Source organism: Collinsella aerofaciens (assembly GCF_005845035.1).
In the GTDB taxonomy this organism is placed as follows: Bacteria; Actinomycetota; Coriobacteriia; order Coriobacteriales; family Coriobacteriaceae; genus Collinsella; species Collinsella aerofaciens_I.
In genome coordinates, this window is record NZ_SPFO01000006.1 from 65,170 (window position 1) to 90,506 (window position 25,337).

Consider the following 25,337-nt stretch of genomic DNA (forward strand, 5'->3'; position numbering starts at 1 on the left):
CCCCTACAGAATAAATCGAAGGATGTCGGAACGAAGCATATAGACAAACAGCAGCGCAAAGAGCGCGATGCCCACATAGCTCACAATCGTCTGGACCTTGAGCGGAAGCTCGCGTCCCGCAATCTTTTGAATGATCTCGATGACCAGCTTACCGCCATCGAGTGGCGGGATGGGCAGCAGGTTCATAAAGCCAAGCGAGAACGAGATGAGGGCAGCAAACGAAAGGAACGTGGCAGGGCCGGCAGCAGCAGCCTGTGAGGACATAACGCTAATACCCACGATCGAAGAAGACTGATCGAGAATCTCCATCGTATGCTGCGGCTGGAGCAGGCGCATCACGCCATCCGCTGTCTGCACGACATAGGAAAAGGAGAGGCGAGCCGACGTGATGGGGTCCAAACGGACTACCTCCGTAGAAGCATACACACCTAACCGCTCGTCCTCTTTGAGCGCAACCGAGGTCGAATGCTGCTTGCCGTCGCGCTCATACTCAATGGCGATATCGTCCTTACCGGCGGCCTTGCCGATAGCACCGTAGACGTCCATCCAAGTGGAACATGAGACACCGTCGACCGAAAGGATCGCATCACCGGCCTCGATACCCGCCTTGGCGGCAATAGACCCCTCGTCAACCTGACCGATCACGTTGGTGTCCATCGGCACGGTGACACCCGCAATGGAATAGATGCTCATAAGGAGCAAAAAACCCGTCAGGATATTGACGAGAATGCCCGCGAGCAGCATAAAGGCGCGCTTGAGAAAGCCTTGGCCCAGATAGGTATGCGAGCGCTCTTGCGCCAAGAAATCAGCCTCGCCGCACGGCAGCTCCCACACATCGCCCTCGGCAGTCGCATGCTCGCGATCGAACCGGCGGCCGTCAAAGGTGGTGTAACCCGCAGCGTCTCGAGGCAGTGTCTGATACTTGGTGGGATAGTAGCTCGGTGAGGGCTTCTCCCCTTCCTCATACCAAGGTGCAATGGAGCCCCAGCCCAGCAACAGAGCACAAGCCTCGAGCACATCCCCCTCGGAAAGCTCGAGCTCGACAGCAAGGTCGGCCACGGTCACGCGACCATGACGGTAGATAGCCGCGAGCACGCGATCGGCGCACGAGACATCGGTCGGATCCATACCGCAGATGGCAGCGTAGCCACCCAGCAGCAGCGGGGTCACGCCAAACTTGGTTCCAATGCGACGCGACGTGTAATGGATGTCAAAGCGGCACGGCAGGCCCAAAAAGAACTCGGTCACACGGACGCCGCAGGCACGCGCCGCCAAAAAGTGGCCGCCCTCGTGCAAAAACACGAGGACGGAAAGCATCAGCAGGCCCCAAAAGACCGATGAGAGAACGCTCAGAACAGTATCCATAAAACGAAAAAGCAATCCTTATGGGTTAAGAACGGGCTGCGGCGAGCACCTGCGAGGCCTTTTCACGCGCCCACGCATCGATGTCACGAAGCTGCTCAAACGAATCGACCGCCTGCATATCGTGGGCATCCATGCAGGATTCCACAATGCGATCGATATCGGTAAAGCTGCAGCCATCGTGCAGGAAGGCATCGACGGCGACCTCGTTGGCGGCATTGAGCACGCACGGCATGGTGCCACCCGTCTTGCCGGCACGCTCGGCCAGTGCAAGACAGCGGAAGGTATCCAGGTCGGCAGCATCAAACGTGAGCTGCCCCAGCTCGCGGAAATCGATACGAGGCGCCGGGGTATCCCAACGCTCGGGATACGAGAACGCGAACTGGATGGGAATACGCATGTCGGAAGCACCGAGATGCGCCATCACAGAGCCGTCGGCGAACTCGACCATAGAGTGAATCTTGGACTGGCGCTGCACGACCACGTTAATGAAATCGAGGTCGCAGTTAAACAGATGCATGGCTTCAATGCGCTCCAGGCCCTTGTTCATGAGGGTGGCGGAGTCGATGGTGATCTTGGCACCCATGGCCCACGTGGGATGTGCGAGGGCATCGGCACGCGTCACGCGATCGAGCTCGTCGCGCGTGCGGCCAAAGAACGGACCGCCCGAGCAGGTGAGCCAAATACAATGAGCTTCGCGTGGGTTCTCCCCCAGATAGCACTGGTAGATGGCGGAGTGCTCAGAGTCGACTGGAATAAGCTGGCCCGGTTGCGCCAACGGCATAAGCAAGTCGCCACCGACGACGAGGGACTCCTTGTTGGCAAGGGCAAGGCGCTTATTTGAGGTCAAGGCCGCATGGCTCGCCTCGAGACCGGCGGCACCCACAATAGCGACGAGCACGCAGTCGACATCGTCGCGACGCGCGAGCTCGCAAACCGCCTGCGCGCCAACGCCGAGCTTCGTGCCCTCGGGCAACTCCTGCAGCACGGCGTCATCGCCATGAGCGACATCGGCCACGGCAACCGCCGAAACCGAAAACTCGCGGGCAGCGGCAACGAGCTCGGAGGTACTGGAGTTAACGGACAGCGCCGTCACCTGCAGGCGATCGGCATGCTGGCGGCACACATCGAGCGCCTGGGTGCCAATGGAGCCCGTACAACCCAGGATGGCAACACGAAGGCGTCCATCGGCGCCATACGTCGTCTGGAATGACATTACAGCACGCCTCCGATCATCAGCATCAGCTGCGCGGTGATGCAGCCGAAGATAAGCGAATCGCTACGATCGAGCATGCCGCCGTGGCCCGGGATAAGGTTACCGGAATCCTTGACGCCCACACCGCGCTTGATGCGCGACTCGATAAGGTCGCCGATAACGCCCAGAATGGACACCACCACGCCGCACAGCAGCGCATAGGGCAGGCTGAGCTTGTAGAAGTGCGTCGCCCACAGGATGAGCCAAATCAAAACCGAGCCCAGAATGCCGCCGACAAACCCCTCCCAGCTCTTTTTGGGAGAGATCTTGGGAACCATCTTGTGTTTGCCGATACGACTGCCCACGATGTAAGCAAACGAATCGGAGACCCAAAGGGACGCGCAAACGCCCACTGAAAGCAGGGCGCCGGCAAAACCGGGCACGGCATCGCGCAGCAGCACGATAGCCGACAGCATAAAGCCAGTGTAGATGGGACCCATGAGCGTTACGGCCACATCAGAGATGCGGGTACGCGGCGACCAGACATACCAAATGCCCACAGCGAGCATCAGGGCAAAAAGCAGGGCATTCAACAACATCGAATCGCCCAACGCCGACAGCGGAAAGAGTACGGCGGCAGCGATACCCATGCGCTCGTTAGCCATCTTGCCATCGAGCCTCGTCATACGGAAAAACTCATAGCAGCACAGACCGCTCATGACAGAAACAAAGATGGCCGTGGGCACGATACCCAAAACCAGGCACAGGATAAAGACAACGGCGTAGACGATACCGGCGGCGGCACGGGTAATAAAGCCCGCAAGCCACGAACCGGTGCCATTCTTCGCTGCGGGCGCTCCCGCAGCGACAGCCTTGCGCTCAGATGTCTTGGGAGCAGTTGCCTTGGGACGATCGGACACGATTAAGCCTCCTCGGTCTTGCTCAGACCACCAAACCTACGGTCACGGCCCTGATAGGCCAAAATGGCGTCGACAAGGCCCCAACGATCAAAGTCGGGCCAATAGGTATCGGTGACGTAGAATTCGGAATAAGCCACCTGCCACAGCAGATAGTTCGAAAGACGCAGCTCACCAGAAGTGCGAATCACAAGCTCAGGATCGGGAAGGCCGGCGGTATAGAGGTGGGAAGCCACCATGTCGTCATCAATTGCGCCAGGATCGATCTTACCGGCGGCAGCGTCGAGTGCGATCTGACGGACAGCGCGGGTAATCTCGGCACGCGCGCCGTAGTTGACGGCAAGCGCCAGCGTCATGCCGGTGTGATTGGCGCACTCTGCAAGACCGCGTTCAAAAACGTCGCGGGTCTTCTTGGGCAGCGCGGAAATGTCACCCAAAAAGACAACGCGCACGTTTTCGCGCTTCAGAAGCGGCAGCTCGTCGATAAACGTCTTGGCAAACAGGTGCATCAAGACGTTGACCTCGTGTTGCGGGCGGTTCCAGTTTTCGGTAGAAAACGCATAGGCCGAAAGCACGTCGACGCCCAGACGCACGCAGGCGGTAATAATCTCGCGAAGGGAGACGATACCCGCCTTGTGGCCCTCGGTGCGTGCAAGACCGCGCGACGTGGCCCAACGACCGTTACCGTCCATGATGCACGAGATATGGTGCGGAATGTTATTGAGGTCAAGGTCGGAAAAACCGACGCCCGCAGGGGCGTCGGCAAAGTACTCGACCAGTTTATGCTCGTCGTATTGCACCTTAGATCTCCATGACCTCGGCTTCTTTTTCCTTCAGAAGCTCCTCGACCTTGGCGACATACTCATCGGTGTGCTTCTGGACCTTGGCCTGCTCGCGACGGACATCGTCCACGGTGAGCTCCTCATCGCGCTCGAGCTTGTTGTTGAAGTCGCGACGGATGTTACGGATAGACACCTTGGCCTGCTCGGCGTACTCGCGGCACTCCTTGACGAGCTCGCGACGGCGCTCCTCGGTGGGAGCCGGAAACGGCAGACGAACGACGGTGCCATCGGAGTTGGGGGTAATACCCAGATCGGAAGCGCCGATGGCCTTGACGATAGCATTGATGAGTGCCTTGTCCCACGGCTCGATGAGCAGCATGTGGGCCTCGGGGGTCTTGACGGCGGCAACCTGCGTGACCGGCGTGGGAACACCGTAATAATCGACGGTGATGTCGGACAGAATGTTGGCATTGGCGCGGCCGGTACGAACCTTGGAGAAGTTATGCTTGAGGGACTCGAGCGACTTGTCCATATGGGCGGTGATGTTCTCTGCCATGCTTAATCCTCCTGATAGACGAGCGTGCCGACGGGCTCACCCGAAAGCGCGCGCTTGACGGTGTCCTCGCCATCGATGTTGAGGACCAAAATCGGCATACGGTTATCCTGGCACAGAGCCGTAGCCGTGGAATCCATAACCTGCAGGCCGCGGACGAGCACCTCGTGATAGGTAATCTTGTCAAAACGGACGGCATCGGCGCACTTGACGGGATCCTTGTCGTAGATGCCGTCAACCTTGGTGGCTTTAATCAGAATCTCGGCGCCGATCTCGCACGCACGAAGAGCAGCGGCGGTGTCGGTCGTAAAGTACGGATTGCCCGAACCGGCGGCAAAAATAACGACGTTGCCCTTGGAAAGGTGGTTGATGGCGCGACGGCGAATATAGGGCTCGCAGATCTCGTTCATCTGGATAGCGCTCATAACGCGACAGGGAACATCGTTGTGCTCGAAGGCATCCTGCAGGGCGAGCGCGTTCATAACGGTTGCCAGCATGCCCATGTAGTCGGCCTGAGCACGCTCCATGCCACCGGCAGCGCCGGCCATGCCGCGGAAAATATTACCGCCGCCGACAACGACGCCGACCTCATGGCCATCGGCGAGCAGCTCCTTGACCTGTTTGGCAAGATGGTCGGTAACCTTGGGGTCGATGCCATACTGGCCGTCGCCCATCAGTGCTTCGCCAGAAAGCTTAAGAAGCACGCGTTTATATCGGATGTCGGACAAAGCGATCCTCCTTTAGATTGAACTCTCAACATTCTATCAAAGGCTCTAAGAAGAGCCATGAAAAAGCAGGCTGTGAGTAAAACCCACAGCCTGCTCATTACCAGCTACAAGAGCTTATTTACTCGCCACGGACCAGACGGTCAAAGGCAACGACGGTAATGGTGTCGCCGAGCTCCTTGGAGACCTGCTCAGCGTACTTCTTGATGGTGAGGGAGCTGTCCTTGATGAACTCCTGCTCGGTGAGCACGGACTGCTTGTAGAACTTCTCCAGACGGCCGACAGCCATCTTCTCCTGGATAGCCTCGGGCTTACCGGACTCGGCAGCCTGAGCCATGTAGATCTGCTTCTCGTGCTCGACGGTCTCGGCCGGAACCTGATCGCGGGTAGCGCAGATCGGGGCGACGGCGGCAACCTGAAGGGCAACGTCGTGAGCGAAGGTCTTGAAGGACTCAGCCTGAGCGGTCTCGGCCTTCTCGAAGGCGAACTCGACGAGGACGCCGATCTTACCACCCATGTGGATGTAAGAAGCGAGCGCGCCGTTCTCAGCCTTGCGGGCAGCGAAGCGGGAGATCTTCATGTTCTCGCCCATGATGTGAATCATCTCGGTGAGCTCGGAGGAAACGGTCTCCTCGCCCATCGGCTTCTCGAGCAGAGCATCAACGTCAGCAGGCTCGGTGGTGGCGACAACCTCAGCGACCTTGGAAGCAAAGCCGGTGAACTTGGCGTTGGAGCCAACGAAGTCGGTCTCGCAGGAGAGCTCGAGCAGGGCGCCGGTCTTGCCATCCTCGGAGACGAACGCGGCGACAGCGCCCTCGTTGGTCTCACGGCCAGCCTTCTTGGCAGCCTTGGCAAGGCCGTTCTTACGCAGAACGTCGACAGCGGCGTCCATGTCGCCGTCAGCCTCGACGAGAGCCTTCTTGCACTCCATCATCGGGGAGTCGGTCATCTCGCGGAGCTGCTTGACCATAGCGGCGGTAATCTGGGCCATTGTGGTTCCTTTCAAAGAGATGAAAAAGAATTAACTAAGACTGATTTACTCGGCCTTGGGCTCAGCGGCCATCTCGGCCTCGGAGACCTGCTCCTTGCCGGAGCCAGCGAGGCAGGCGTCAGCCATGAGTTCGCACATAAGGGTGACAGCGGAGATAGCGTCATCGTTGCAGGGGATGCCGTACTCGACCTCGTCGGGATCGGAGTTGGTGTCGATCAGAGCGACGACGGGGATATTCAGGCGCTGAGCCTCCTTGATGGCGTTCTCCTCGCGCTTGGTGTCGATGACGAAGAGAGCCTGGGGCAGACCCTTCATGTCGCGGGCGCCACCGAGGTTGGTCTGGAGCTTGGTGAGCTCCTTACCGAGCACAGCCTGCTCCTTCTTGGGGAGCACTGCCATGCGGCCGTCCTCGACCATGGCCTCGAGCTCCTCCATGCGGTTGATGCGGGAGCGGATGGTGACGAAGTTGGTCAGCATACCGCCGAGCCAACGCTGGTTGATGTAAGGCATGTTGGCGCGCTCAGCAGCGTTCTTGACGGCCTCCTGAGCCTGCTTCTTGGTGCCGACGAACAGCACGTTGCCACCCTTGGCGACGTTCTTGACGAAGGTGTAGGCCTGGTCGGCGTCGAGGATGGTCTGCTTGAGGTCGAGGATGTAGATGCCGTTGCGCTCACCGAAGATGAACGGCTTCATCTTGGGGTTCCAGCGACGGGTCTGGTGACCGAAGTGGCAGCCGGCCTCGAGCAGGGTGCGGATATTAATCTTGGTAGCCATGTTAAACCTCCTGTGGTTTGCCTCCGCGCGGGGTCATCCTCCAAAACCAACCCGGACATGTGCTACCAAAGCCCGGGCACCACGGTATGAAGTAGCCGCGCGTGCGTGATAAAAACCTGTTGCCGTGAAGCAACCCGATGAATGATAGCAGGAATGCACCTTCCTGCCAACCCGCAATCAAAACCACACACCTGAGTGCGGCGCGGGACGTCCCAGCCACTATTCGCCGCGGGGATGGGCTTGAGCCACAGCCCGCTTAAGCCGATCGGGTGTGAGATGCGTGTAGATCTGCGTCGTGGACAGGCTCGCATGGCCCAGCAGCTCTTGAACCGAGCGCAGGTCCGCACCGCCCTCGAGCAAGTCGGTCGCAAAGGTATGGCGCATCGCATGCGGGGCGATGTCGGCCGGAATGCCGGCGAGCGCCGCCAGCGTATGGAACCGCCGCCTGAGCATGGCGGCGCTCATGCGATTGCCGCGCGCCGATATAAGCAGCGGATGAGGCCCGGTAGCGGGGTCACGGCGCTTTGCCTGAGCGAGCAACTCCGGCCTCCCCTCCTCAATATAGAGACGCGTCGCCTCGAGCGCACGACGATACAGAGGGACGATACGTTCCTTGCTCCCCTTGCCCCAAAGGCGCAGCGTGCGTTCGGACCAAGCGATGGACTCCACATTGAGTGCAGCGAGCTCAGAGATACGGGCACCCGAGGCATAGAACAGCTCGAGCATCGCCGCATCGCGCAGTCCCGCGGGCGTCGAGGTATCAGGCGTCTTGAGCAGCGCCTCGACCTGATGGGTCGTAAGGACGCCCGGCAGGTCACGCGGCAGCTTGGGCGATGCGATCGCCGAGGCCACATCGCCCTCGACTATCCCCTCGGCAGCCATCCAGCGATAGAGAGATCGGATAGCCGACAGGTGCGCCGCAAGCGTTCGGGGAGCCACCTGCTCACGCGAAAGCTCGGCAAGATAGCGACGAATGGTGCGCACGTCGGCAGCGAAAGCATCGATATCCTCGCGCTCGCACCAGGAAGCAAAGCGCTCCAGCCTCGAGCCATAGGCCGTCACCGTGTTGGGAGAAAGTCCCTCGACACGTGCGATATAGGCGATAAACGAGTCGACGGCATCGTACAGGTCAAAGGCTATGACCGGTCGCCTCCAAACAGATCGGGGCGAGTGGCCAGATAGGCATCAAGGGCCTCAAGCGCACGGTCCGCATAGGCCTGGTAGCGGTCGCGCTTGCTGCGACGCTTACCGTCCTCGAGCGGCGGCACCAGGCCAAAGTTGACATGCATAGGCTGGTAGCCCACGGTGGCAGGATCGGTCGCATAGCCCACGAGCGCGCCCAGGGCGCCCACGCGGGGCAACTCGACGCCCGCGGCACCGATAGCCTCGGCATAGGTGTTGAGCGCGGCGAGCAGACCGGTCGCCACGGCTTCCATGTACCCCTCGGTGCCGGTGATCTGACCGGCCAGGCGCACGCCGGTACCGGGCACGGCAAAGGTGCCATCGAGCACGTGCGGGGCGTCGACAAAGGTATTACGGTGCATGACACCGTAGCGGAAGAACTCAGCGTTCTCCAGGCCCGGCACCATATGGAAGACGCGCTTCTGCTCGCCGAAGGTCAGATTGGTCTGGAAGCCCACCAGGTTATAGGCGGTCTTCTCCTTGTTCTCGGCACGCAGCTGAATCGCCGCCCAGGGGCGACGTCCGGTACGCGGGTCGGTGAGGCCGACGGGCTTCATGGCGCCAAAGCGAATGGCGTCCTTGCCGGTGCGTGCAACCTCCTCGGCAGGCTGGCAGGCCTGGAACAGATCGCCGCCCTCAAAATCCTTGAGCACCACGCGGTCGGCCGTGGTGAGCGCCTCGATAAAGGCCTCGTACTCCTCCTTGTTGAGCGGGGCGTTGAGATAGTCGCCGCTCCCCTGCTCCTCGTAGCGCGACTGCGAGAACAGCACGTCCATATCGAGCGTGGAGGCATCGACGATCGGAGCCGCGGCATCGAAGAACGCAAGGGCGTCGCCACCGACGAGCTTCATGACCTCTTCGCTCAGCGCCGGCGAGCACAAGGGGCCGGCGGCAATGACCACGTGACCCTCGGGAATCTGCGTGACCTCGCCGTGAATGATCTCGATATTGGGACGGGCGGCAACCTCGGCCTCGACAAGCTCGGAAAACTTAACGCGGTCGACCGCCAAGGCACCACCGGCGGGAACAGCGGCGCGATGGGCGCAATCGAGCAGGACTGAACCCATGCGCTCAAGCTCGGCCTTCAGCAAACCAGCCGCGGAATCCGGACGGGTCGACTTAAACGAATTGGAGCAGACGAGCTCTGCCAGGTGATCGGTATGGTGAGCCGGGGAGCTCACCTGGGGGCGCATCTCGCACAGCTTTACGGCAAAACCGCGATCTGCCAGCTGGATCGCGCACTCCGAACCCGCCAGACCGCCACCGATAACTGTCACCTGATCGAACTGCATCTGCAAACACCTTTCTAATTGACACGTTTTCCATTGTGACCGAAGGGTGTCTGGGCGTGAAGGGCAAACTTGGAGGGCGCATACCTTCCATCCATCATGCGCTCGATAAGACCCTCGAGTTCAAGCGAACCCAAGAGTTTGAGTACGCCGACGGCATCGAGCGAGACGAGCGCCGCGATGTCGTCGACCTTGAGTGGAGAGGCGATGAGCGCATGCATCACGGTCTGCTGCGTTGGATCCAGGTCGGCAATGCCGGGAGCATCGGGGCGCGAATAGCGCAGGGTTCCGTAGATGCGTGAGATAGCCATCTCGATAGATTCCTCGTCGACGACGCAGCAGGCACCGTTCGCAATGAGGTAATTCGTGCCACGCGACTCGGGCGATAGGATCGACCCCGGCACGGCAAGAAGTTCGCGCCCCAAATCCATAGCAGCCTCGGCTGTAGAAAACGTCCCGGAAGGCATACCCGCCTCGGATACAAAGAGGGCTTGCGACAGGGCCGCGATCACGCGATTGCGGCGCGGAAAAGCGAACTTGCGCGGACCCATGCCCCACGGAGAGATCGACACGACCGCGCCACCCGTATCGAGCGTGCGTGTAATAAGCCCCGCGCTCGAACGCGGGTAGACCACGTCGGCGCCCGTCCCCAGCACCACGACGTGTTTGCCGCCGGCGTTGACCGCAGCCCAACCCGAGGCCTGGTCACAACCGACGGCGCCGCCCGAAACTACCGTCACCCCCGCCTCGACCGCCACCTTTGCCGCAAGCTCTGCCACGGCAAGACCATACGGCGAGGCCTTGCGCGCGCCGATGATAGAGAGCGCGGGCGTCGAAAGCACCTCGGGGTTGCCGCGCACATAAAGCGTCTGGGGTACATCAGAAAGCTCCAAAACGGTCTCGGGATAGAACGCGTCGCCTGGATGCAGCTCGAAGGTCCCCTCGGCCATCATTGGTCCCTCCTTCCCTGGTACATCGCCGCCTCGAGCACGTGGTCCTGTGTCACTTGCTCGCTCTCGGCGACATCTGCGATCGTGCGCGCAATGCGAACCAGGCGCACGATGCCACGCCCTGTAAGATGTGTGCGTTTGGACAGGCCGAGTACGCATTTCTCGGCAGCATCATCGAGCTCAAAGGTCGAAACGACGCCGTCAATGGACCGCGTCTCGTCATCCTCGGCCTCGGCATCCGCATCGTCCATACGAGACTCGCGCCAGGCGCGAAAAGCGCGACCGCGCACAACGTAGTCACGTAACTCGGCCGACGACATACCCTCCGCGCCCTCGATAATCACCTGGGGATCGGGACGGGTCACATCGATCATCATGTCGATACGGTCGGCCAAAGGACCGCGCAGCTTTGCCCGATAGCGCTCGACCATCGATGCCGAGCAGCGGCACGGCACCTCGCGGTCGCCCAAAAAGCCGCAGGGGCAGGGATTGCTCGCAGCGAGCAGCTGAAAGCGCGACGGGAAGGTAAAGGCCCCGTCGACGCGCACAATCCTGACATAGCCGCGTTCGATGGGCTGACGCAGCGTCTGCAGCACACCCGTGGGAAACTCGGCAAGCTCGTCCAAAAAGAGCACGCCGCCATGGGCAAGGCTGATCTCTCCCGGGTGCACCGGGCGCCCGCCGCCGATAAGGCCTGCGGTCGAAATACTGTGGTGGGGACTGCGGAAGGGCCGGTGACCCGCCAACAAGCCATCAATGTTCTCACCCAAAACCGAATGGATGCACAGCGCCTCCTGTTGATCCTCAACGGAAAGCTCAGGCAGGATGCCGGTCATACGGCGCGCAAGCATCGTCTTGCCCGATCCCGGGGACCCGATCATAAGTAAACCGAGCTCACCCGCTGCCGCCAGTGCCATGCCGCGTTTGGCAACTTCCTGCCCCAGTACGTCGGCATAGTCGAGCTCGGGCTCAAAGGTGGCCTCGAGCACTTCAGAATCCAGATAATGCCGAGCTGCCTCGCCCATACCGTGAGCAAGCTGCGACAGATGGTCGATAAAACCGCAATCCACGCCCGCGAGCGGCACATGCTGGTCTGATCTACCGGCGATAAAAGACAGCCCCATGTCGCGAGCCAGCAGCTGAAACGCCACCTCGCCCTTGACGGGAAGCACCGTGCCGTCCAGACCGAGCTCGCCGGCAATGAGGCAGCGGTCGAGGTTGTCGCGGGGAATCTGACCATCGGCCGCCAGAACCGCGATGGCGATGGGCAGATCAAAGCCGCTACCGGTCTTGCGAATATCGCCGGGCGCCAGATTGACCGTAATGCCCGAGCGTGGGATCTCGAACCCGGCGGAGCGCATCGCACAGCGAATACGACCACGTGACTCCATCACCTCCATACTCGGGATGCCGAGCATCTGAATGCCCGGAACGCCGCCAGCAAGCGAAACCTCGACCGTGACGTGAATCGCCTCGACGCCGCGGATGCAGGCCGCGTGAACGGCAAACGTCTCGAACGCCATCACGACACCTGCCAATCGAACGCGTTGTACTGATGCTCGATCTCGGCGATATGCCCGCCGCGAATGGTGACACCCACGGCATCGAAGCGAATCGCCTTGAGCGGATAATGCTCCATGAGGTAGCAACTCGCGATGCGACGATAGCGCCGCTGCTTTTGGGCATTCACCGCTTCCTCAGGAAACACCCGCGTGTCGCAATCCAGCGCGACGCGTCTGGTCTTGACCTCGGCCATCACCACGACATCGTCGAGCTCATCAAGCAGCACCAGATCAGCCTCGCCCTCGGTGCAACGATAACCCTGTTCCAGCAAGGTGTAGCCGCGCTCGTTAAAGTAGTCGATGGTGATCAGTTCGCCCAGCATACCCAGCTCGCGGGGGCTGAGCCCCTTGATAAACTCGGGCGTCATCGCCCCGCAGTCGAGCTCACCGTTTTCCCAACGCTCCTTGAGCTGCTGTGTCTTGCTCTTTTTGCTTGCGGCACTCATGGGGTCTCCTTTCCCGCACACTGCATTGCCCCGATGATGAGGGCACCTTTCATGCGGGTAAGTACCGGAAGCTAACCAGAAGCTGACCAAATGCAGACAAAAAACGGGCCGTACGCAGCAATGCTGTTGCATACGGCCCGCTACCACCAGGTTTATAAAACCCCGGAGGTCCCCGTCTTCACAATTGGCCTAGAAAAGGCGCTCAGTCTGCAGAAAGTTTCCGCAAAAGCTCACACGGTGCAGCGGACAAAGTCCATGTTTGCGAATGGCCTCGATATGCTCGGGGCTTGCATAGCCCTTCGACTCGGCCAGATGGTACTCGGGATACTCGGCGTCGTACTCGACCATCATCTCGTCACGCGTGACCTTGGCCATGATGGACGCCGCGGCGATGCAGGCAATTTTGGCATCGCCTTTCACCACGTCGCGCTCGTTGGGAACGGCGCCCAGGGGGTTGCCATCCATGAGGACGCAGTCGGGTTCAAGTCCCGTATCGGCCACGGCACCCGCGACGGCAGCGCGGATGGCGCGGGCCATGCCCATCTCATCGATATCCGCGGGAGCGATATGGCAAAAGCCGATGGCAGTCGCCACCTCGGCAATCTTCACCGAGAGCAGCTCACGGCGCGCCGGCGTGAGCTTTTTGGAATCGTTGATGCCCCAGATGCGCGGCTCCATCGGAAGACACACGGCACACACGGTCAAGGGACCCGCTACCGAGCCACGACCCACCTCGTCGACGCCCACGACCACGCCATCGCCGCCAAGCTCATACATAAGCTCGTACATGTCATTGACGCGCTCGCGCTCGGCAAGCTCTTTGGCATGGCGTTTGAGGGCGCGTTCACAAGCCTTGATCACCTGCTGGCGCGGGTCCTCGCGATAATGCTCCACGAGGGCGGGAATCTCCTCAAACGTAGCGCTCGCCAGCTCGCCGGCAACTTGCGATGCCGAAACCGAGCTCGTCATATTGGCCATACCAGGCCCTCCTTGCATGCAAATCAGATAAAAAGAAGGGCCACCCGAAGGTGACCCTTACGTCCAAACGAGTGGACAGACGCTGCGATCTTCTTAGCGCTTCTCGGGGATGCGAGCAGCCTTGCCCACCTTGTCGCGGAGGTAGTACAGCTTGGCGCGACGGACGCGACCATGACGAACGACCTCGAGCTTGGCGATCTTGGGGCTGTGAAGCGGGAAGGTACGCTCAACACCGACACCGAAGGACATCTTGCGGACGGTGAAGGTCTCGCGGGCACCGGCGCCGGCCATGCGGATGACGTCGCCCTGGAAGACCTGGATGCGCTCGCGGTCGCCTTCCTTAATGCGGTAGTGAACCTTGACGTTGTCGGCGACGCGAACCTGAGGAATGTCCTCGCGGATCTGCTGACGCTCGATTGCGCGGATGTAATCCATGTGCAATTCCTTACTCTTCTAGAGGTGCCGTACCACCTTGGCCGGCACGTAGTTGAACAAACGTATTCGAGTATACACGCGCGGGTTTCTGCTGCAAGAACAATTTTTTACGCAGACAAAAAGACAAAACCCGCACATGATAACCGCCCGCCTCACGAATGAGACGGGCGGCATGAAGGGGGCTACGAAGGCGCCCAAACCCAAAACGTCAGGCGGAACGCTTGGCCTCGAGCTTGGCCTGTGCGGCCGCAAGACGCGCGAGGGGCACGCGGTAGGGCGAGCAGGACACATAGTCCACATCGGCCACGTTGAACAGGCCCTTGATGGACTTGGGGTCGCCGCCGTGCTCTCCGCACACACCGAAGTGCATACCGGGGTTGGTGGCGCGACCCTTCGCCACGGCCATGCGCACCAGCTCGAGTACTGCCGTATCGATGGTCTCGAAGGGGTTGTCCTTCAAGATCTTCTTGTGCATGTACAGCGGGATGAACTTGGCCTCGGCATCGTCGCGGGAGAAGCCGAAGGTGGTCTGGGTGAGGTCGTTGGTGCCAAAGCAGAAGAAGTCGGCATGATGGGCGATCTCGTCGGCGACCATGCAGGCACGCGGCAGCTCGAGCATCGTGCCCACGGGAATATTGAGCTCGACGCCTTCCTCGGCGGAAACCTCGGCGATCACGCGCTCGATAACCTCGCGGGTCTGGACATGCTCGGCCGTGATGGAAACAAGCGGAACCATGATCTCGGGGCGCGGGTCAACACCCTCCTTGATAAGGCGAGCGGCAGCCGTGGCGACGGCGCGAACTTGCATGAGTGGCAGATCGCCAAAGACAACGGACAGGCGCACGCCGCGTAGGCCGAGCATGGGGTTCGACTCGACCATGCCGTCGATACGGCGCAGTCGGGCACGCAGGGCGGCAAGCTCCTCCTCGCTGGCACCAGCGGCTTCCTTCTTGGTGATGGCGACCTCGAGCTCGCGAGGATTATCCAAGAACTCATGAAGTGGCGGATCGAGCAGGCGGATGACCACATCGCGACCAGACATGGTCTTGAACATCGCCAGGAAGTCCTCGGTCTGAACCTTAAGCAGGTCGGACAGGGCCTGCTGCTTCACGGCCTCATCGTCAGACAGGATAAAGCTCTGGATGATGTTCTTGCGATCGCCCAGGAACATGTGCTCGGTGCGGCACAGGCCAATAGCCTCGGCGCCAAACTCGAGGGCAAGCTCGGCATCCTCGGGATTGTCGGCGTTGACGCGCACATGGTTGGCATGACCACAGGTCTCGTCCAGGCGAATCTCGTCGGCCCAGGACAGGATGGTGTCCAGGTCACCGGTGAGCTCTGCAGAGACCAAGTCGACCGCGCCGTCGACGACGATGCCTTGGGTGCCGTCGATGGAGATGATGTCGCCCTCGTGCAGCACGCGATCGCTGCCCTCGATACGCACGACCTTCTCGGCGGCGTCGATGTGGAAGCGCTCAACGCCGCAGACGCAGGGCGTACCCATGCCGCGGGCGATAACGGCGGCATGGCTCGTCTTGCCACCGTGGCTTGTCAGAATGCCCTCGGCGGCGACCATGCCTTTCAGGTCGTCGGGGTTGGTCTCCCAGCGAACCAGAATGACTTTGCGGCCCTCGGCGGAACGCGCGACGGCATCGTCGCTCGAGAACACGACCTCGCCCACGGCGGCACCGGGGCTGGCGTTAAGACCGCAGGCCAGCGACTCGTACTTCTTGGAGGCGTCAAATTGCGGGTGCAGGAGCTGGTCAAGCTGCGCAGGATCGATGCGGCTTACGGCCTCCTCGCGGGTGATCAGTCCCTCCTCGACCATTTCGATAGCGATGCGCAGGGCGGCAGTGGCGGTACGCTTGCCCACGCGGGTCTGGAGCATCCAGAGCTTGCCCTGCTCGATGGTGAACTCAATATCGCACATATCGCGATAGTGATCCTCGAGCGTCAGGAAGACGCGCTCGAGCTCCTCGCCCGCGGACTCAAGGCCCGGGGTGGCCTTGAGGTCGGCGATGGGCTCGGTGTTGCGGATGCCGGCGACGACGTCCTCGCCCTGGGCGTTAACCAAAAAGTCACCGTAGAACTCCTTGGTGCCGTCTGCCGGGTTGCGCGTAAAGGCGACGCCGGTCGCAGAGGTCTCGCCCTTATTGCCAAAGGCCATGGCCTGGACGTTGACGGCAGTACCGAGCTCGTCAGAGATGCCGTGCTGTTTGCGGTAGATGCAGGCGCGCTCGTTCATCCAGCTGCCAAAGACGGCCTGGATGGCAAGGCGCAACTGAAGCTCCGGATCGTGCGGGAAGACGGGCTTGCCGTCGGCAACCTCAAGCTCGGGATACAGGGCGGCCTCGACGTTATCAGAGAAGATGCCCTTGAAGGTCTCGACAAGCTCCTGAAGGCCCTCGGCCGAAAGCTCGGAATCGACGCGGACGCCGGCGACCAGGCGGGCCTGGGTCAGGGCGTTCTCGAACAGGTCGGCATCAACACCCATAACGACGTTGGAGAACATCTGGATAAAGCGGCGGTAGCTATCCCAGGCAAAACGCGGGTTTTGCGTCTGCGCGATGAGACCCTGAACGGAGTCGTCGTTGAGGCCCAAGTTGAGGACCGTGTCCATCATACCGGGCATGGAGAACGGAGCGCCCGAGCGAACCGACACGAGCAGCGGATCGGAAGCGTCGCCGAGCTTCTTGCCGCAGCGAGCCTCGAGGTCCGCCTCGGCGGCAACGATCTCGTCGAGTGCGCCTTCGGGCCAGACGTTGCCGGCGCCGGAGTACTCGACACAGGTCTGGCAGGTAATGGTAAAGCCCCCGGGAACCGGCAGGCCGATGCGGCTCATCTCGGCAAGGTTTGCGCCCTTGCCGCCAAGCACGAAGTTCATGGACTTGTCGCCCTCAGTGACACAGGCGCCCTGGGCGTCGGTTCCAAAACGGTAAACCCTCTTGCAATCGCTCACGATACTTCCCCTTCCATGCACTTACGCGCACGACCGTGGTAACGAATCGACCCGCCGAATGCGAGCCGTGAGGGTACTATACGGCGGGCATTGAGCGGGCTTGCGCAGAGGGCGCGGGGGTTGGTAAACGTGGTAAATCTGGCGGTAAACGGTAGGTAAAGTTGGTTACCTTATGAAGATACCACTACAATAGAAAAGCAGGTCAGATGCGATGTTTTTGCTAAATCGCTTTATCAAAATGCTACTACTATTAGCCGCGGCGGGTGGCTCGGCGGGCGCGAGCTTCTTGGATTTCCTCCAAGTGTCTAATGATCTCGGCAGCGCTTTCCTCGATGGCCTTGCCGTCGGTACGCACCACAAAGCAGCCTAGGCGCTTCATGAGGGCACGGGCTTCCTCAAGCTCGCTGCGCACGCTCTCGGGCTCGGCATAGGAGCCGGCAACGGCACGAGCGTAGTCATCGCCCAAGCGGCTATCGCGAATTTCGGAAATCACATCGACGGTCGAAATCAGGCCGAACAGGCGCATCGGGTCGACCTCGTAAATTGACTTCGGCGGCTCCATGCCGTGCGCCAAAGGAACATTGGCAACCTTGTAACCCTGATAGGCCAAATACATCGACAGCGGCGTCTTGGACGTGCGCGATACGCCCAGCAGCACGATATCGGCACCCGACAGATCGTCGCAACCGCGCCCGTCATCGTGCTCGACAAAGTATTCCATGGCCTCGATGCGGTAGAAATACCGGTCATCGGTCTTGTGGATCACGCCGGCTACGCCCTTGGGCGCAACGCCGATGAGCGACGACAGCACCGCAAGCGTCGGACCGATCAGGTCGACCGAGCGAATGTGCAGCATGCCCAAGTAGTCGAGCACACGAGCACGAAGGGCCGGATCGACAATGGTGTGGAACACGGCGATATCGCGATGGTCGGCATCGACGCGCGGCCCCACAAATGACTTGACCTGCTCCACGGAGGCCACCTTGGGCAGGCGCAAAACGCGAAAAGCCCCTTCATCAAATTGCCCGGACGCCGCAAGCACCACCTCACAAGCGGTATCGCCGAGAGAGTCGGAGATAACGATAACGGAGGGACAAGCGGTGACCGGGCAATCCATGCGGGGCTCCTTTTGCGCTTACGCGCAGGCTGGCTTACTTTTTGCGGGCAAGCTCACCGATGTTGGCGATGCCGGAGAAAACGGCCTCGAAGCGGTTGAGCAGCTTAAGGCGATTATCGCGGAGCTGCTCGTCCTTGTCCATGACCATAACCTCGTCGAAGAAGCGGTCGATGGGGGCACGCAGAGCTGCAAGGGCGGCAAATGCGGCCGGGTAATCCTCGGCGGCAAGGGCGGCATCAACAGCGGTCTGAGCGGCCTCGGAGGCGTCGGCGAGCGCGAGCTCGGCCTCGCCCATCAGGCTGCGGTCGTACTCCGCACCCAGCTCGGGCTTGGAGATGTGCGCGGCGCGGGCATAGGCGGTAGCCAGGTTGTCGAAGGTCTCGGCATCGTTCTTACGGGCCTCGTCGAGCGCGGCGCAGCGGGCGAAGAAGACGGACGGGGCGATGATGTGCACCGCGGAGACGGCGGCAACGGTATCGGCCGGGATCTTTTCGTCGCGGGCCATGCTCACAAGGCGGCCATGGAAGAAGTCGCGAACCTGTTGGGCGACCTCGGCGGCATCGAACTCAATGCCCTGCTCGCTATAGAGCTCAAGGGCGAAGTCGATGAGCGACGTGGGGTCAATCGGCAGGCGGACGCGCAGGATGTTGATGATGCCGATAGCGGCACGACGCAGCGCGTAGGGGTCCGAAGAGCCGGTCGGGGGCTCGCCGATGGAAAAGATACCGGCGATGGTATCGAGCTTGTCGGCGCAGGCCACGATGCAGCCAGCGGTGCCCTCGGGCAGCTCGTCACCGGCAAAGCGAGGACGATAGTGATCGCGAATAGCATGGGCGACCTCGTCGTTCTCCCCCATCGCGGTGGCGTAGTAACCGCCCATCACGCCCTGCTGGCTCGTGAACTCGACGACGGCGTTGGACACCAGGTCTGCCTTGCACAGGTGCGCGGCGCGAGCAGCGTCGGCGGCAAGATGGGCGCCCAGATGAGCCTCGCGGGCGATAGCGAGCGCGAGCTGCTCGATGCGCTCGGACTTGGCGAGCACGCTACCGAGCTTCTCCTGGAAGGCAACCTTGGCCAGACGCTCACGGAATTCGTCAAGGGAGATCTTCAGGTCCTCCTCGTAGAAGAACTTTGCGTCGTCCAGACGGGCGCGCACGACGCGCTCGTTGCCGTCGATCACGCGCTCGGCGTTCTCGGGCTTGCTGTTGGAGACGACCACGAACTCACGCGTGAGCTTGCCCTCGCCGTCATAGATCGGGAAGTAGCGCTGGTTGGTGAGCATGGACTCGCAGATGATCTCGTGCGGGACCTTGAGGAACTCCTCATCGAAGGTACCGACGAGCACCGTCGGCCACTCGCAGAGGTTAATAACCTCCTCGAAGACCTTCTTGGGCGTATCGACATGGCAGCCGGGACGGGCAGCCTCGACCTCGGCGATACCGGCGAGGATGGCCTCACGACGACGCTCGGCAGAAAGCACGCCGGCGTCCTCGAGCACCTGCTCGTAGGCGGCGGGGCTGGCGACAACGTGGTCACCGGGGCCAAGCACGCGATGGCCACGCGTGGTGTTGCCGCTCGTCACGTCGGCAAACGACACGGGCACAACATCCTCGCCCAGAAGGCAGCAGATCCAGCGGACCGGACGAACGAACGTCGCGTGCTCGTGGCCCCAGCGCTGGGAGCGGTAGTTGGGCCAATGCAGGCCGGCGATGGTCTTCTCGCACAGAGCGGTCAGAATCGGGGTTGCCGGTGCGGAGGGAATGTTCTTCTCGGCGAACACATACTCGCGACCGTCGGTGTCCTCGCGACGGACCAGGTCCTCGGCAGCCACACCGCACTTGCGGGCAAAGCCCTGGGCGGCCTTGGTGGCGTTACCGTCGGCATCGAAGGCAATGTTGGCCGCGGGGCCACGCTTGACCTCATGAACCTCATCGGTCGCGGTGGCGACGTTAGCCACGAGCGCAGCCAGGCGACGCGGGCTCGAGATCACGCGGACCTCGCCGTGGGCCAGACCGGCCTCGTCGAGACCCTTGGCGATCATGGTGCCAAGCTGCTTGACGGCATTGTTCAGCGGCGCGGAGGGCATCTCCTCCGTACCGATCTCAAACAGGAAATCCTTAGCGTCTGCCATGGCTTACGCCACCTCGCCTTCCTGATCGGCATTCTCGTTGACTCCGGCGACCTCGGCCATATAGGCCTCGCAGCACGCCTTAGCGACGGCGCGGACGCGCAAGATGTAGTTAGCGCGCTCGACCGCGGACAGGGCGCCACGGGCATCGAGCAGGTTAAAAGCGTGGCTGCACTTCATGACACAGTCGTACGCCGGCAGCGGAAGCTTGCGCTCCAGGCAGGAGTGGCACTCGGCCTCGTAGTCGTCAAACTTCTGACGCATCATCTCGACGTTAGCGACCTCAAAGTTATAGGCACTGAACTCGCGCTCGTTCTCGAGGAACACGTCGCCATAGGTCATGGGCGTGCCGTCGGGCAGGTAGCTCCACACCAGGTCGTAGACGGAGTTGACGCCCTGCGCATACATGGCGATGCGCTCCAGGCCGTAGGTGATCTCGACGGGCACGGGGTCGACCTCGATGCCGCCCACCTGCTGGAAGTACGTAAACTGCGTGACCTCCATGCCATTGAGCCAGACCTCCCAGCCAAGGCCCCAGGCGCCGAGCGTCGGGCTCTCCCAGTCGTCCTCGACAAAGCGGACGTCATGGTCGTTAGGGTCCAGGCCGATGGCGGCCAGCGAACCCAGGTAGAGCTCCTGGGCGTTGACCGGCGAGGGCTTGATGAGCACCTGGAACTGATAGTAGTGCTGCATGCGGTTGGGGTTCTCGCCGTAGCGGCCGTCGGCGGGACGGCGGCAGGGCTGCGCATAGCAGGTGCGCCACTCGGCGGGACCGAGCGAGCGCAGCGTGGTCGCGGTGTGGAAGGTACCGGCACCGACCTCGGAGTCATAGGGCTGCATAATGACGCAGCCCTGCTCGCCCCAGTACTGCTGGAGGCGCAGGATGATGTCTTGGAAGGAAAGCGATGAAGCGTTCATGCCTCTAATATCCCCTCGTCGAAACGATTACACGGTTAGGTACTGTACTATAGCGGTTTTTAGTCGATAGCGCCGATGCGGTTGAGCGGCCAGTAGCGAACGAGTGCCACAGCGATCAAATCAGAGCGATCGACGGGACCAAAGTAGCGTGAGTCGGCAGAGTTTTCGCGGTTGTCGCCCATCACCCACACACAGTCATCGGGGACGGTGTAGGGATAGCTCACCTGGGCAGCGGGCGCCTGGACCGAAAGCGGCCAGCTCATGCCCGTCGTATAGTCCTCGTCGAGCGCTTGGCCGTCAACGACCACCTTGCCGTCCTGCAGGTCGACCGTCTGGCCGGCCGTGGCAATAACGCGCTTGACAAGAACATCATGCTCGGAGGTGCCGTCGGGGTTATGAAACACCACGATATCGCCCTGCTTGACGGGCTGACCGAACTCGAGGCTCACCTTTTGCGCCAGGATCTGGTCGCCAATCTCGATTGTGTCCTCCATAGAGCCGGTGGGCACCACAAAGGGCTCGACCACAAAGGTGCGAATCAGGAAGGTGGCCACAAGCGCGATCGCGATGACAGCGATCCACTCAAATGCGCCCCTCAACGCGGAATGCTGCGATGGAACCATTCTCACTCCTCGATCTGCGAATACGAAGCGTCAAGGATCTCTTGCGCGTATGCGCGCTCCTCGGGCGTCAGCCGTGCCGTCTCAATCAGGTCGGGACGCCAGCGACAGGTGCGCTCGATGGCGTTCTTACGACGCCAGGCGTCTACCTTGGCATGGTCACCGCTCACGAGCACCGGCGGCACGCCCTCGCCGTTGAACTCGGCGGGACGGGTGTACTGCGCGTACTCGAGCAGACCACCGTCCTCGGCAGTCGAGAACGACTCATCGACGTTGCTCATCTCGTCACCAAGGGCGCCGGGAATCAGACGCACGACGGCGTCGGCAACGACCATAGCGGGAAGCTCGCCGCCCGTAAGCACGTAGTCGCCGATCGACAGGCGCTCGTCGGCATACGCATACGCGCGCTCGTCGACGCCCTCGTAGCGGCTGCATACAAACAGCAGGCGCTCGCTTTTGAGCAGGCGCTCGGCCACATGCTGCGTAAAGGGTTCGCCGCAGGGCGTAAAGAACACCACGGTGGGCTTGGGGCCCTCGGAGCTAATGGCCTCGATGGCCTCGGCGATGGGCTCGACCTTCATGAGCATACCCTGCCCGCCGCCGTACGGCTCGTCATCGACGGTACGATGACGGTCGTGCGTCCAGTCACGCAGGTTATAGGCCTTAAAATTAAAAAGGCCGGCCTTACGGGCGCGGCCCAAAATCGACGTGGACATGACGGGCTCAAACATCTCGGGAAAGACTGAAAGGGTCTCGATCAGCATGTTTTCCTCCCTACTTGTCCATATCGATCAAACCGTCCATAACATGGACGGAAATTGTCCCCTGATCGGGAAGATCGAGCACAACCTGCTCGATCACGGGAATCAGCACCTCGCCGTACCGATCGCCCTCGACAACCCAAACATCGTTGGCGGGCGTCGACATGATCTCGACAATCGTGCCGAGCGAGCCAAAGCGCTCGTCGACCACCTCGCGACCCATCAGGTCGGTATAGGCAGCGTCGAGCGAATCGAGCTCAAAGTCGTCACGATTTGCCAGCACGTAGCATCCGGTGATGCCCTCGGCAGTCGTCAAGTCGTCAATGCCCTCGAACGAGACCAGAACGCCATCGCCCGTATCAGTGACGGATACGACCGTGCAAAAACGGTCGCGTTTGAGCGCCGGCGGCGTCAAGGCGACGCGCATACCCGGCGTCAATACAGAAGGAAGCCCCCGCAGCGGCTGCGCGAGGACCTCCCCCTTCCTTCCGTGCGGCTTAACCACACGGGCGATGTTTTTGTACTGGGACCTCAAGGTCCTAGCCCAGAACCTCTACCTCGACTGCGGTGTCGAGGCGAGCGGCCAGTGCACGGGCGAGCGTGCGAATGGCCTTGATGGTACGGCCACGACGGCCGATGACCTTAGCGACGTCATCCTCGGCAACCGAAACCTCAATCGTGGAGGCGTCGTCACCATCGATGACCTCAAGGCTCACGGAATCCGGGTCGTCGACGATCTGAACAACGAGATATTCGACGAGATCGGCGATGCGATCTGAGAGCATTGCCTCACCCTCGAGCTGTGCAGCGTCAACCTCAGGCACGATTTACTCCTCGGCGCCCTCAGCGGCCTCAGCGGCAGCCTTAGCGGCCTCGGCCTCTTTGGCGAGCTGCTTCTTGGACTTCTTGACGACGGTCTCGGTCTTCTCGCCCTCGTTGGCGGCCTTGACCAGAGCGGCGACGGCGTCGGTGAGCTGAGCGCCCTTGGACTGCCAGTCGGCGATCTTCTCGAGGTCGAGGTTGATGGTCTTGGGGGCGGTCATCGGGTTGTAGCGGCCAACCTCCTCGATGATACGACCGTCACGCGGGGCGCGGGAATCGGCGACGACGACACGGTAGTACGGACGCTTCTTAGCGCCGTGACGAGCAAGGCGAATCTTGACTGCCAAAGGAAACTCCTCCAACCAAGCAGCTTTAGGCTGCAACTACAAACAAACAGTTGAACATAATACGCCATCGACGCGGGCAGGTGAAGTCCGTGAGACCAACTTCTTCGGTGTAGTCGAGGGCAAATCCATATCTTAGACAAGAATTCGGGATTTGCAAGCACATACACGCACCCCACATGAGCTGCGCGGTATACTCATGACATGGAAAGACGCGAACATACATACGGTTATGAGGATGCCATGGGCGTCACGCCGCCTCCCTGGACGGGTCCGGCGGTGGGCCTCATGGACCTCGATGCGTTTTTTGCGAGCGTGGAGATGCTCGATCATCCCGAATGGCGCGGAAAGCCGCTCATCGTGGGCGGAGACGCCGATTCGCGTGGCGTCGTGTCCACGTGTTCGTATGAGGCACGTCGCTTTGGCGTGCACTCTGCCATGGCCTCGGCCGAGGCGCGGCGCTTGTGCCCGCAAGCCATTTGGACGCACGGGCACTTTGATCGCTACCGCGAGGTGAGCGCGCAGGTCATGGCGATTCTCGCCAACGAGACCCCGCGTGTTGAGCGCGTATCCATCGACGAAGCCTTTATCGATATCACACCGGGTCGCTTTGCGCCCGAAGACCCACTGCTGGTTGCGCGGCGTATAAGCGACCGCGTGGCAGGGCTGGGAGTGACCTGTTCCATTGGCGTGGGCTGCAACAAGACGGTCGCAAAGATCGCAAGCGAGCGGGATAAGCCGTTTGGGCTGACCATCGTGCGCCCCGGAACCGAGCAGCGCTTTTTGGCCGCACTGCCGGTATCTGCCATGAGCGGCATCGGGCGCTCGGCCGAGGAGCGACTGCGCCGCATGCGCATCTACACCCTCGGAGAGCTATCACGTGCACCGGAATCCACCTTGGCCTCTATTTTTGGCGTCAACGGCGAACGCATGCGCCAGCGTGCGCTGGGACTCGAAATCTCTGAAGTCACGAGCCTCGATGAAGAGCGCGAGGTCAAGTCGGTCAGCAATGAACGCACCTTTGCGAAAGATTTGACTAAGCGCGGGGACATCGAAGCGGCGATTGCGCTGTTAGGCGAGTCAGTGGGACGCCGTCTGCGCCGTCAGGGACTAACGGGCGCCACGGTGACGCTCAAGCTCAAGTATTCGTATGGAAACGGTCGCTCGGCACAGCGCCGGCTGCCTCATCCGACCGACGATGAGAACATCTTCGTGGCGGTTGCACTCGAACTGCTCGACAACATCTGGCAGGAAGGAATGCACGTGCGCTTAGCAGGCATCGGCATGAGCGACTTTGACCATCAGGGCGGCATCCAGACTGACCTGTTCTGCGAAGTCGACGACCGCGGAGCCCAATCGAGCGACCGTCGCGACCTCTCGGTCGCTATCGACGCCGTCCGAGACAAGTTCGGCGACACCGCCCTATCCTTCGGCCGCCAATCCCGCTTCGACGATTAGTCCCTAAGGCAAAAAAGCCGGGCAGCTGCGAATGGTGCAACTGCCCGGCGAACGATAGAAGGTAGCTAA

25 protein-coding genes are annotated in these 25,337 nt (G+C 61.2%); 1 reads left to right on the forward strand and 24 read right to left on the reverse strand.

Annotated features, from left to right (window positions below):
* Nucleotides 1-3: 3 nt before the first annotated feature.
* From FGQ67_RS04485 to rpsP, 24 genes are all read right to left on the reverse strand, one after another.
* Nucleotides 4-1,365: a M50 family metallopeptidase gene (locus FGQ67_RS04485; RefSeq protein WP_138340353.1), complete on the reverse strand. Its 1,362-nt coding sequence runs from the start codon at nucleotides 1,363-1,365 to the stop codon at nucleotides 4-6.
* 25 nt (nucleotides 1,366-1,390) lie between these two features.
* Nucleotides 1,391-2,578 carry a 1-deoxy-D-xylulose-5-phosphate reductoisomerase gene (gene dxr, locus FGQ67_RS04490; RefSeq protein ID WP_138340354.1) on the reverse strand — a complete coding sequence of 396 codons (1,188 nt, stop codon included), beginning with the start codon at nucleotides 2,576-2,578 and terminating at the stop codon, nucleotides 1,391-1,393.
* Nucleotides 2,578-3,477, reverse strand: a complete 900-nt coding sequence (locus FGQ67_RS04495; RefSeq protein WP_249934386.1) for a phosphatidate cytidylyltransferase — start codon at nucleotides 3,475-3,477, stop codon at nucleotides 2,578-2,580. The genes dxr and FGQ67_RS04495 overlap by 1 nt, the downstream gene beginning before the upstream one ends.
* Before the next feature lie 2 nt (nucleotides 3,478-3,479).
* Nucleotides 3,480-4,274, reverse strand: coding sequence for an isoprenyl transferase (locus tag FGQ67_RS04500; RefSeq protein WP_055309876.1), 795 nt, complete (start codon nucleotides 4,272-4,274; stop codon nucleotides 3,480-3,482).
* A 1-nt stretch (nucleotide 4,275) separates the two neighbouring features.
* A complete protein-coding gene (gene frr, locus FGQ67_RS04505) occupies nucleotides 4,276-4,812 on the reverse strand; it encodes a ribosome recycling factor (protein WP_138340355.1) in 537 nt (178 codons plus the stop codon).
* Between the two features lie 2 nt (nucleotides 4,813-4,814).
* Nucleotides 4,815-5,537: a UMP kinase gene (pyrH, locus tag FGQ67_RS04510; protein ID WP_138340356.1), complete on the reverse strand. Its 723-nt coding sequence runs from the start codon at nucleotides 5,535-5,537 to the stop codon at nucleotides 4,815-4,817.
* A gap of 118 nt (nucleotides 5,538-5,655) precedes the next feature.
* Entirely contained in the window at nucleotides 5,656-6,525 is an 870-nt protein-coding gene (gene tsf / locus FGQ67_RS04515; RefSeq protein ID WP_022094736.1) for a translation elongation factor Ts, read from the reverse strand.
* A 45-nt stretch (nucleotides 6,526-6,570) separates the two neighbouring features.
* Complete coding sequence (gene rpsB / locus FGQ67_RS04520; protein ID WP_006236109.1) at nucleotides 6,571-7,299, reverse strand: 30S ribosomal protein S2; 729 nt, start codon at nucleotides 7,297-7,299, stop codon at nucleotides 6,571-6,573.
* A gap of 219 nt (nucleotides 7,300-7,518) precedes the next feature.
* Nucleotides 7,519-8,439 (reverse strand): tyrosine recombinase XerC, encoded by a 921-nt coding sequence (locus FGQ67_RS04525; protein WP_138340357.1) that lies wholly within the window; start codon nucleotides 8,437-8,439, stop codon nucleotides 7,519-7,521.
* A complete protein-coding gene (gene trmFO, locus FGQ67_RS04530; RefSeq protein WP_022094738.1) occupies nucleotides 8,436-9,773 on the reverse strand; it encodes a methylenetetrahydrofolate--tRNA-(uracil(54)-C(5))-methyltransferase (FADH(2)-oxidizing) TrmFO in 1,338 nt (445 codons plus the stop codon). Before trmFO ends, FGQ67_RS04525 begins: the two co-directional genes overlap by 4 nt.
* Nucleotides 9,774-9,787: 14 nt before the next feature.
* The gene (locus FGQ67_RS04535) at nucleotides 9,788-10,723 is read right to left on the reverse strand and encodes a DNA-processing protein DprA (protein WP_338134461.1); all 936 of its coding nucleotides are present in this window, start codon (nucleotides 10,721-10,723) and stop codon (nucleotides 9,788-9,790) included.
* Nucleotides 10,720-12,243, reverse strand: coding sequence for a YifB family Mg chelatase-like AAA ATPase (locus FGQ67_RS04540; RefSeq protein ID WP_138340359.1), 1,524 nt, complete (start codon nucleotides 12,241-12,243; stop codon nucleotides 10,720-10,722). Before FGQ67_RS04540 ends, FGQ67_RS04535 begins: the two co-directional genes overlap by 4 nt.
* Nucleotides 12,243-12,728 (reverse strand): YraN family protein, encoded by a 486-nt coding sequence (locus FGQ67_RS04545; protein WP_138340360.1) that lies wholly within the window; start codon nucleotides 12,726-12,728, stop codon nucleotides 12,243-12,245. Before FGQ67_RS04545 ends, FGQ67_RS04540 begins: the two co-directional genes overlap by 1 nt.
* A gap of 189 nt (nucleotides 12,729-12,917) precedes the next feature.
* On the reverse strand, nucleotides 12,918-13,706 hold the full coding sequence (locus FGQ67_RS04550) for a ribonuclease HII (protein ID WP_138340361.1): 789 nt from the start codon (nucleotides 13,704-13,706) through the stop codon (nucleotides 12,918-12,920).
* Between the two features lie 93 nt (nucleotides 13,707-13,799).
* Complete coding sequence (gene rplS, locus FGQ67_RS04555) at nucleotides 13,800-14,141, reverse strand: 50S ribosomal protein L19 (protein ID WP_006236098.1); 342 nt, start codon at nucleotides 14,139-14,141, stop codon at nucleotides 13,800-13,802.
* A gap of 208 nt (nucleotides 14,142-14,349) precedes the next feature.
* Nucleotides 14,350-17,100, reverse strand: coding sequence for a pyruvate, phosphate dikinase (gene ppdK / locus FGQ67_RS04560; RefSeq protein WP_138340362.1), 2,751 nt, complete (start codon nucleotides 17,098-17,100; stop codon nucleotides 14,350-14,352).
* A 250-nt stretch (nucleotides 17,101-17,350) separates the two neighbouring features.
* Nucleotides 17,351-18,217 (reverse strand): pyruvate, water dikinase regulatory protein, encoded by an 867-nt coding sequence (locus FGQ67_RS04565; RefSeq protein ID WP_138340363.1) that lies wholly within the window; start codon nucleotides 18,215-18,217, stop codon nucleotides 17,351-17,353.
* A gap of 34 nt (nucleotides 18,218-18,251) precedes the next feature.
* Nucleotides 18,252-20,348 (reverse strand): glycine--tRNA ligase subunit beta, encoded by a 2,097-nt coding sequence (glyS, locus tag FGQ67_RS04570; RefSeq protein ID WP_138340364.1) that lies wholly within the window; start codon nucleotides 20,346-20,348, stop codon nucleotides 18,252-18,254.
* A gap of 3 nt (nucleotides 20,349-20,351) precedes the next feature.
* Entirely contained in the window at nucleotides 20,352-21,263 is a 912-nt protein-coding gene (locus FGQ67_RS04575) for a glycine--tRNA ligase subunit alpha (RefSeq protein WP_006236091.1), read from the reverse strand.
* A gap of 59 nt (nucleotides 21,264-21,322) precedes the next feature.
* A complete protein-coding gene (gene lepB / locus FGQ67_RS04580; RefSeq protein ID WP_138340365.1) occupies nucleotides 21,323-21,886 on the reverse strand; it encodes a signal peptidase I in 564 nt (187 codons plus the stop codon).
* A 2-nt stretch (nucleotides 21,887-21,888) separates the two neighbouring features.
* Nucleotides 21,889-22,647 carry a tRNA (guanosine(37)-N1)-methyltransferase TrmD gene (gene trmD / locus FGQ67_RS04585; protein WP_138340366.1) on the reverse strand — a complete coding sequence of 253 codons (759 nt, stop codon included), beginning with the start codon at nucleotides 22,645-22,647 and terminating at the stop codon, nucleotides 21,889-21,891.
* Between the two features lie 10 nt (nucleotides 22,648-22,657).
* Nucleotides 22,658-23,149: a ribosome maturation factor RimM gene (gene rimM / locus FGQ67_RS04590; RefSeq protein WP_249934388.1), complete on the reverse strand. Its 492-nt coding sequence runs from the start codon at nucleotides 23,147-23,149 to the stop codon at nucleotides 22,658-22,660.
* A 34-nt stretch (nucleotides 23,150-23,183) separates the two neighbouring features.
* Nucleotides 23,184-23,429 (reverse strand): KH domain-containing protein, encoded by a 246-nt coding sequence (locus tag FGQ67_RS04595; protein WP_171021534.1) that lies wholly within the window; start codon nucleotides 23,427-23,429, stop codon nucleotides 23,184-23,186.
* Nucleotides 23,430-23,471: 42 nt separating this feature from the next.
* Nucleotides 23,472-23,813 (reverse strand): 30S ribosomal protein S16, encoded by a 342-nt coding sequence (gene rpsP, locus FGQ67_RS04600; protein ID WP_022094749.1) that lies wholly within the window; start codon nucleotides 23,811-23,813, stop codon nucleotides 23,472-23,474.
* A 201-nt stretch (nucleotides 23,814-24,014) separates the two neighbouring features.
* Here rpsP and dinB point away from each other — a divergent pair, with 201 nt between their 5' ends.
* A complete protein-coding gene (dinB, locus tag FGQ67_RS04605) occupies nucleotides 24,015-25,268 on the forward strand; it encodes a DNA polymerase IV (protein WP_171025195.1) in 1,254 nt (417 codons plus the stop codon).
* Nucleotides 25,269-25,337: the final 69 nt, after the last annotated feature.

Coding starts and splice junctions, on each gene's coding strand:
- trmFO (WP_022094738.1), bottom strand. CDS start 9,773: ATGCAGTTCGATCAGGTGACAGTTATCGGTGGCGGTCTGGCGGGTTCG.
- FGQ67_RS04485 (WP_138340353.1), bottom strand. CDS start 1,365: ATGGATACTGTTCTGAGCGTTCTCTCATCGGTCTTTTGGGGCCTGCTG.
- rplS (WP_006236098.1), bottom strand. CDS start 14,141: ATGGATTACATCCGCGCAATCGAGCGTCAGCAGATCCGCGAGGACATT.
- FGQ67_RS04550 (WP_138340361.1), bottom strand. CDS start 13,706: ATGGCCAATATGACGAGCTCGGTTTCGGCATCGCAAGTTGCCGGCGAG.
- lepB (WP_138340365.1), bottom strand. CDS start 21,886: ATGGTTCCATCGCAGCATTCCGCGTTGAGGGGCGCATTTGAGTGGATC.
- tsf (WP_022094736.1), bottom strand. CDS start 6,525: ATGGCCCAGATTACCGCCGCTATGGTCAAGCAGCTCCGCGAGATGACC.
- FGQ67_RS04535 (WP_338134461.1), bottom strand. CDS start 10,723: ATGATGGCCGAGGGGACCTTCGAGCTGCATCCAGGCGACGCGTTCTAT.
- rpsB (WP_006236109.1), bottom strand. CDS start 7,299: ATGGCTACCAAGATTAATATCCGCACCCTGCTCGAGGCCGGCTGCCAC.
- FGQ67_RS04540 (WP_138340359.1), bottom strand. CDS start 12,243: ATGGCGTTCGAGACGTTTGCCGTTCACGCGGCCTGCATCCGCGGCGTC.
- FGQ67_RS04565 (WP_138340363.1), bottom strand. CDS start 18,217: ATGGATTGCCCGGTCACCGCTTGTCCCTCCGTTATCGTTATCTCCGAC.
- dinB (WP_171025195.1), top strand. CDS start 24,015: ATGGAAAGACGCGAACATACATACGGTTATGAGGATGCCATGGGCGTC.
- frr (WP_138340355.1), bottom strand. CDS start 4,812: ATGGCAGAGAACATCACCGCCCATATGGACAAGTCGCTCGAGTCCCTC.
- trmD (WP_138340366.1), bottom strand. CDS start 22,647: ATGCTGATCGAGACCCTTTCAGTCTTTCCCGAGATGTTTGAGCCCGTC.
- FGQ67_RS04595 (WP_171021534.1), bottom strand. CDS start 23,429: ATGCTCTCAGATCGCATCGCCGATCTCGTCGAATATCTCGTTGTTCAG.
- dxr (WP_138340354.1), bottom strand. CDS start 2,578: ATGTCATTCCAGACGACGTATGGCGCCGATGGACGCCTTCGTGTTGCC.
- glyS (WP_138340364.1), bottom strand. CDS start 20,348: ATGGCAGACGCTAAGGATTTCCTGTTTGAGATCGGTACGGAGGAGATG.
- FGQ67_RS04545 (WP_138340360.1), bottom strand. CDS start 12,728: ATGAGTGCCGCAAGCAAAAAGAGCAAGACACAGCAGCTCAAGGAGCGT.
- FGQ67_RS04575 (WP_006236091.1), bottom strand. CDS start 21,263: ATGAACGCTTCATCGCTTTCCTTCCAAGACATCATCCTGCGCCTCCAG.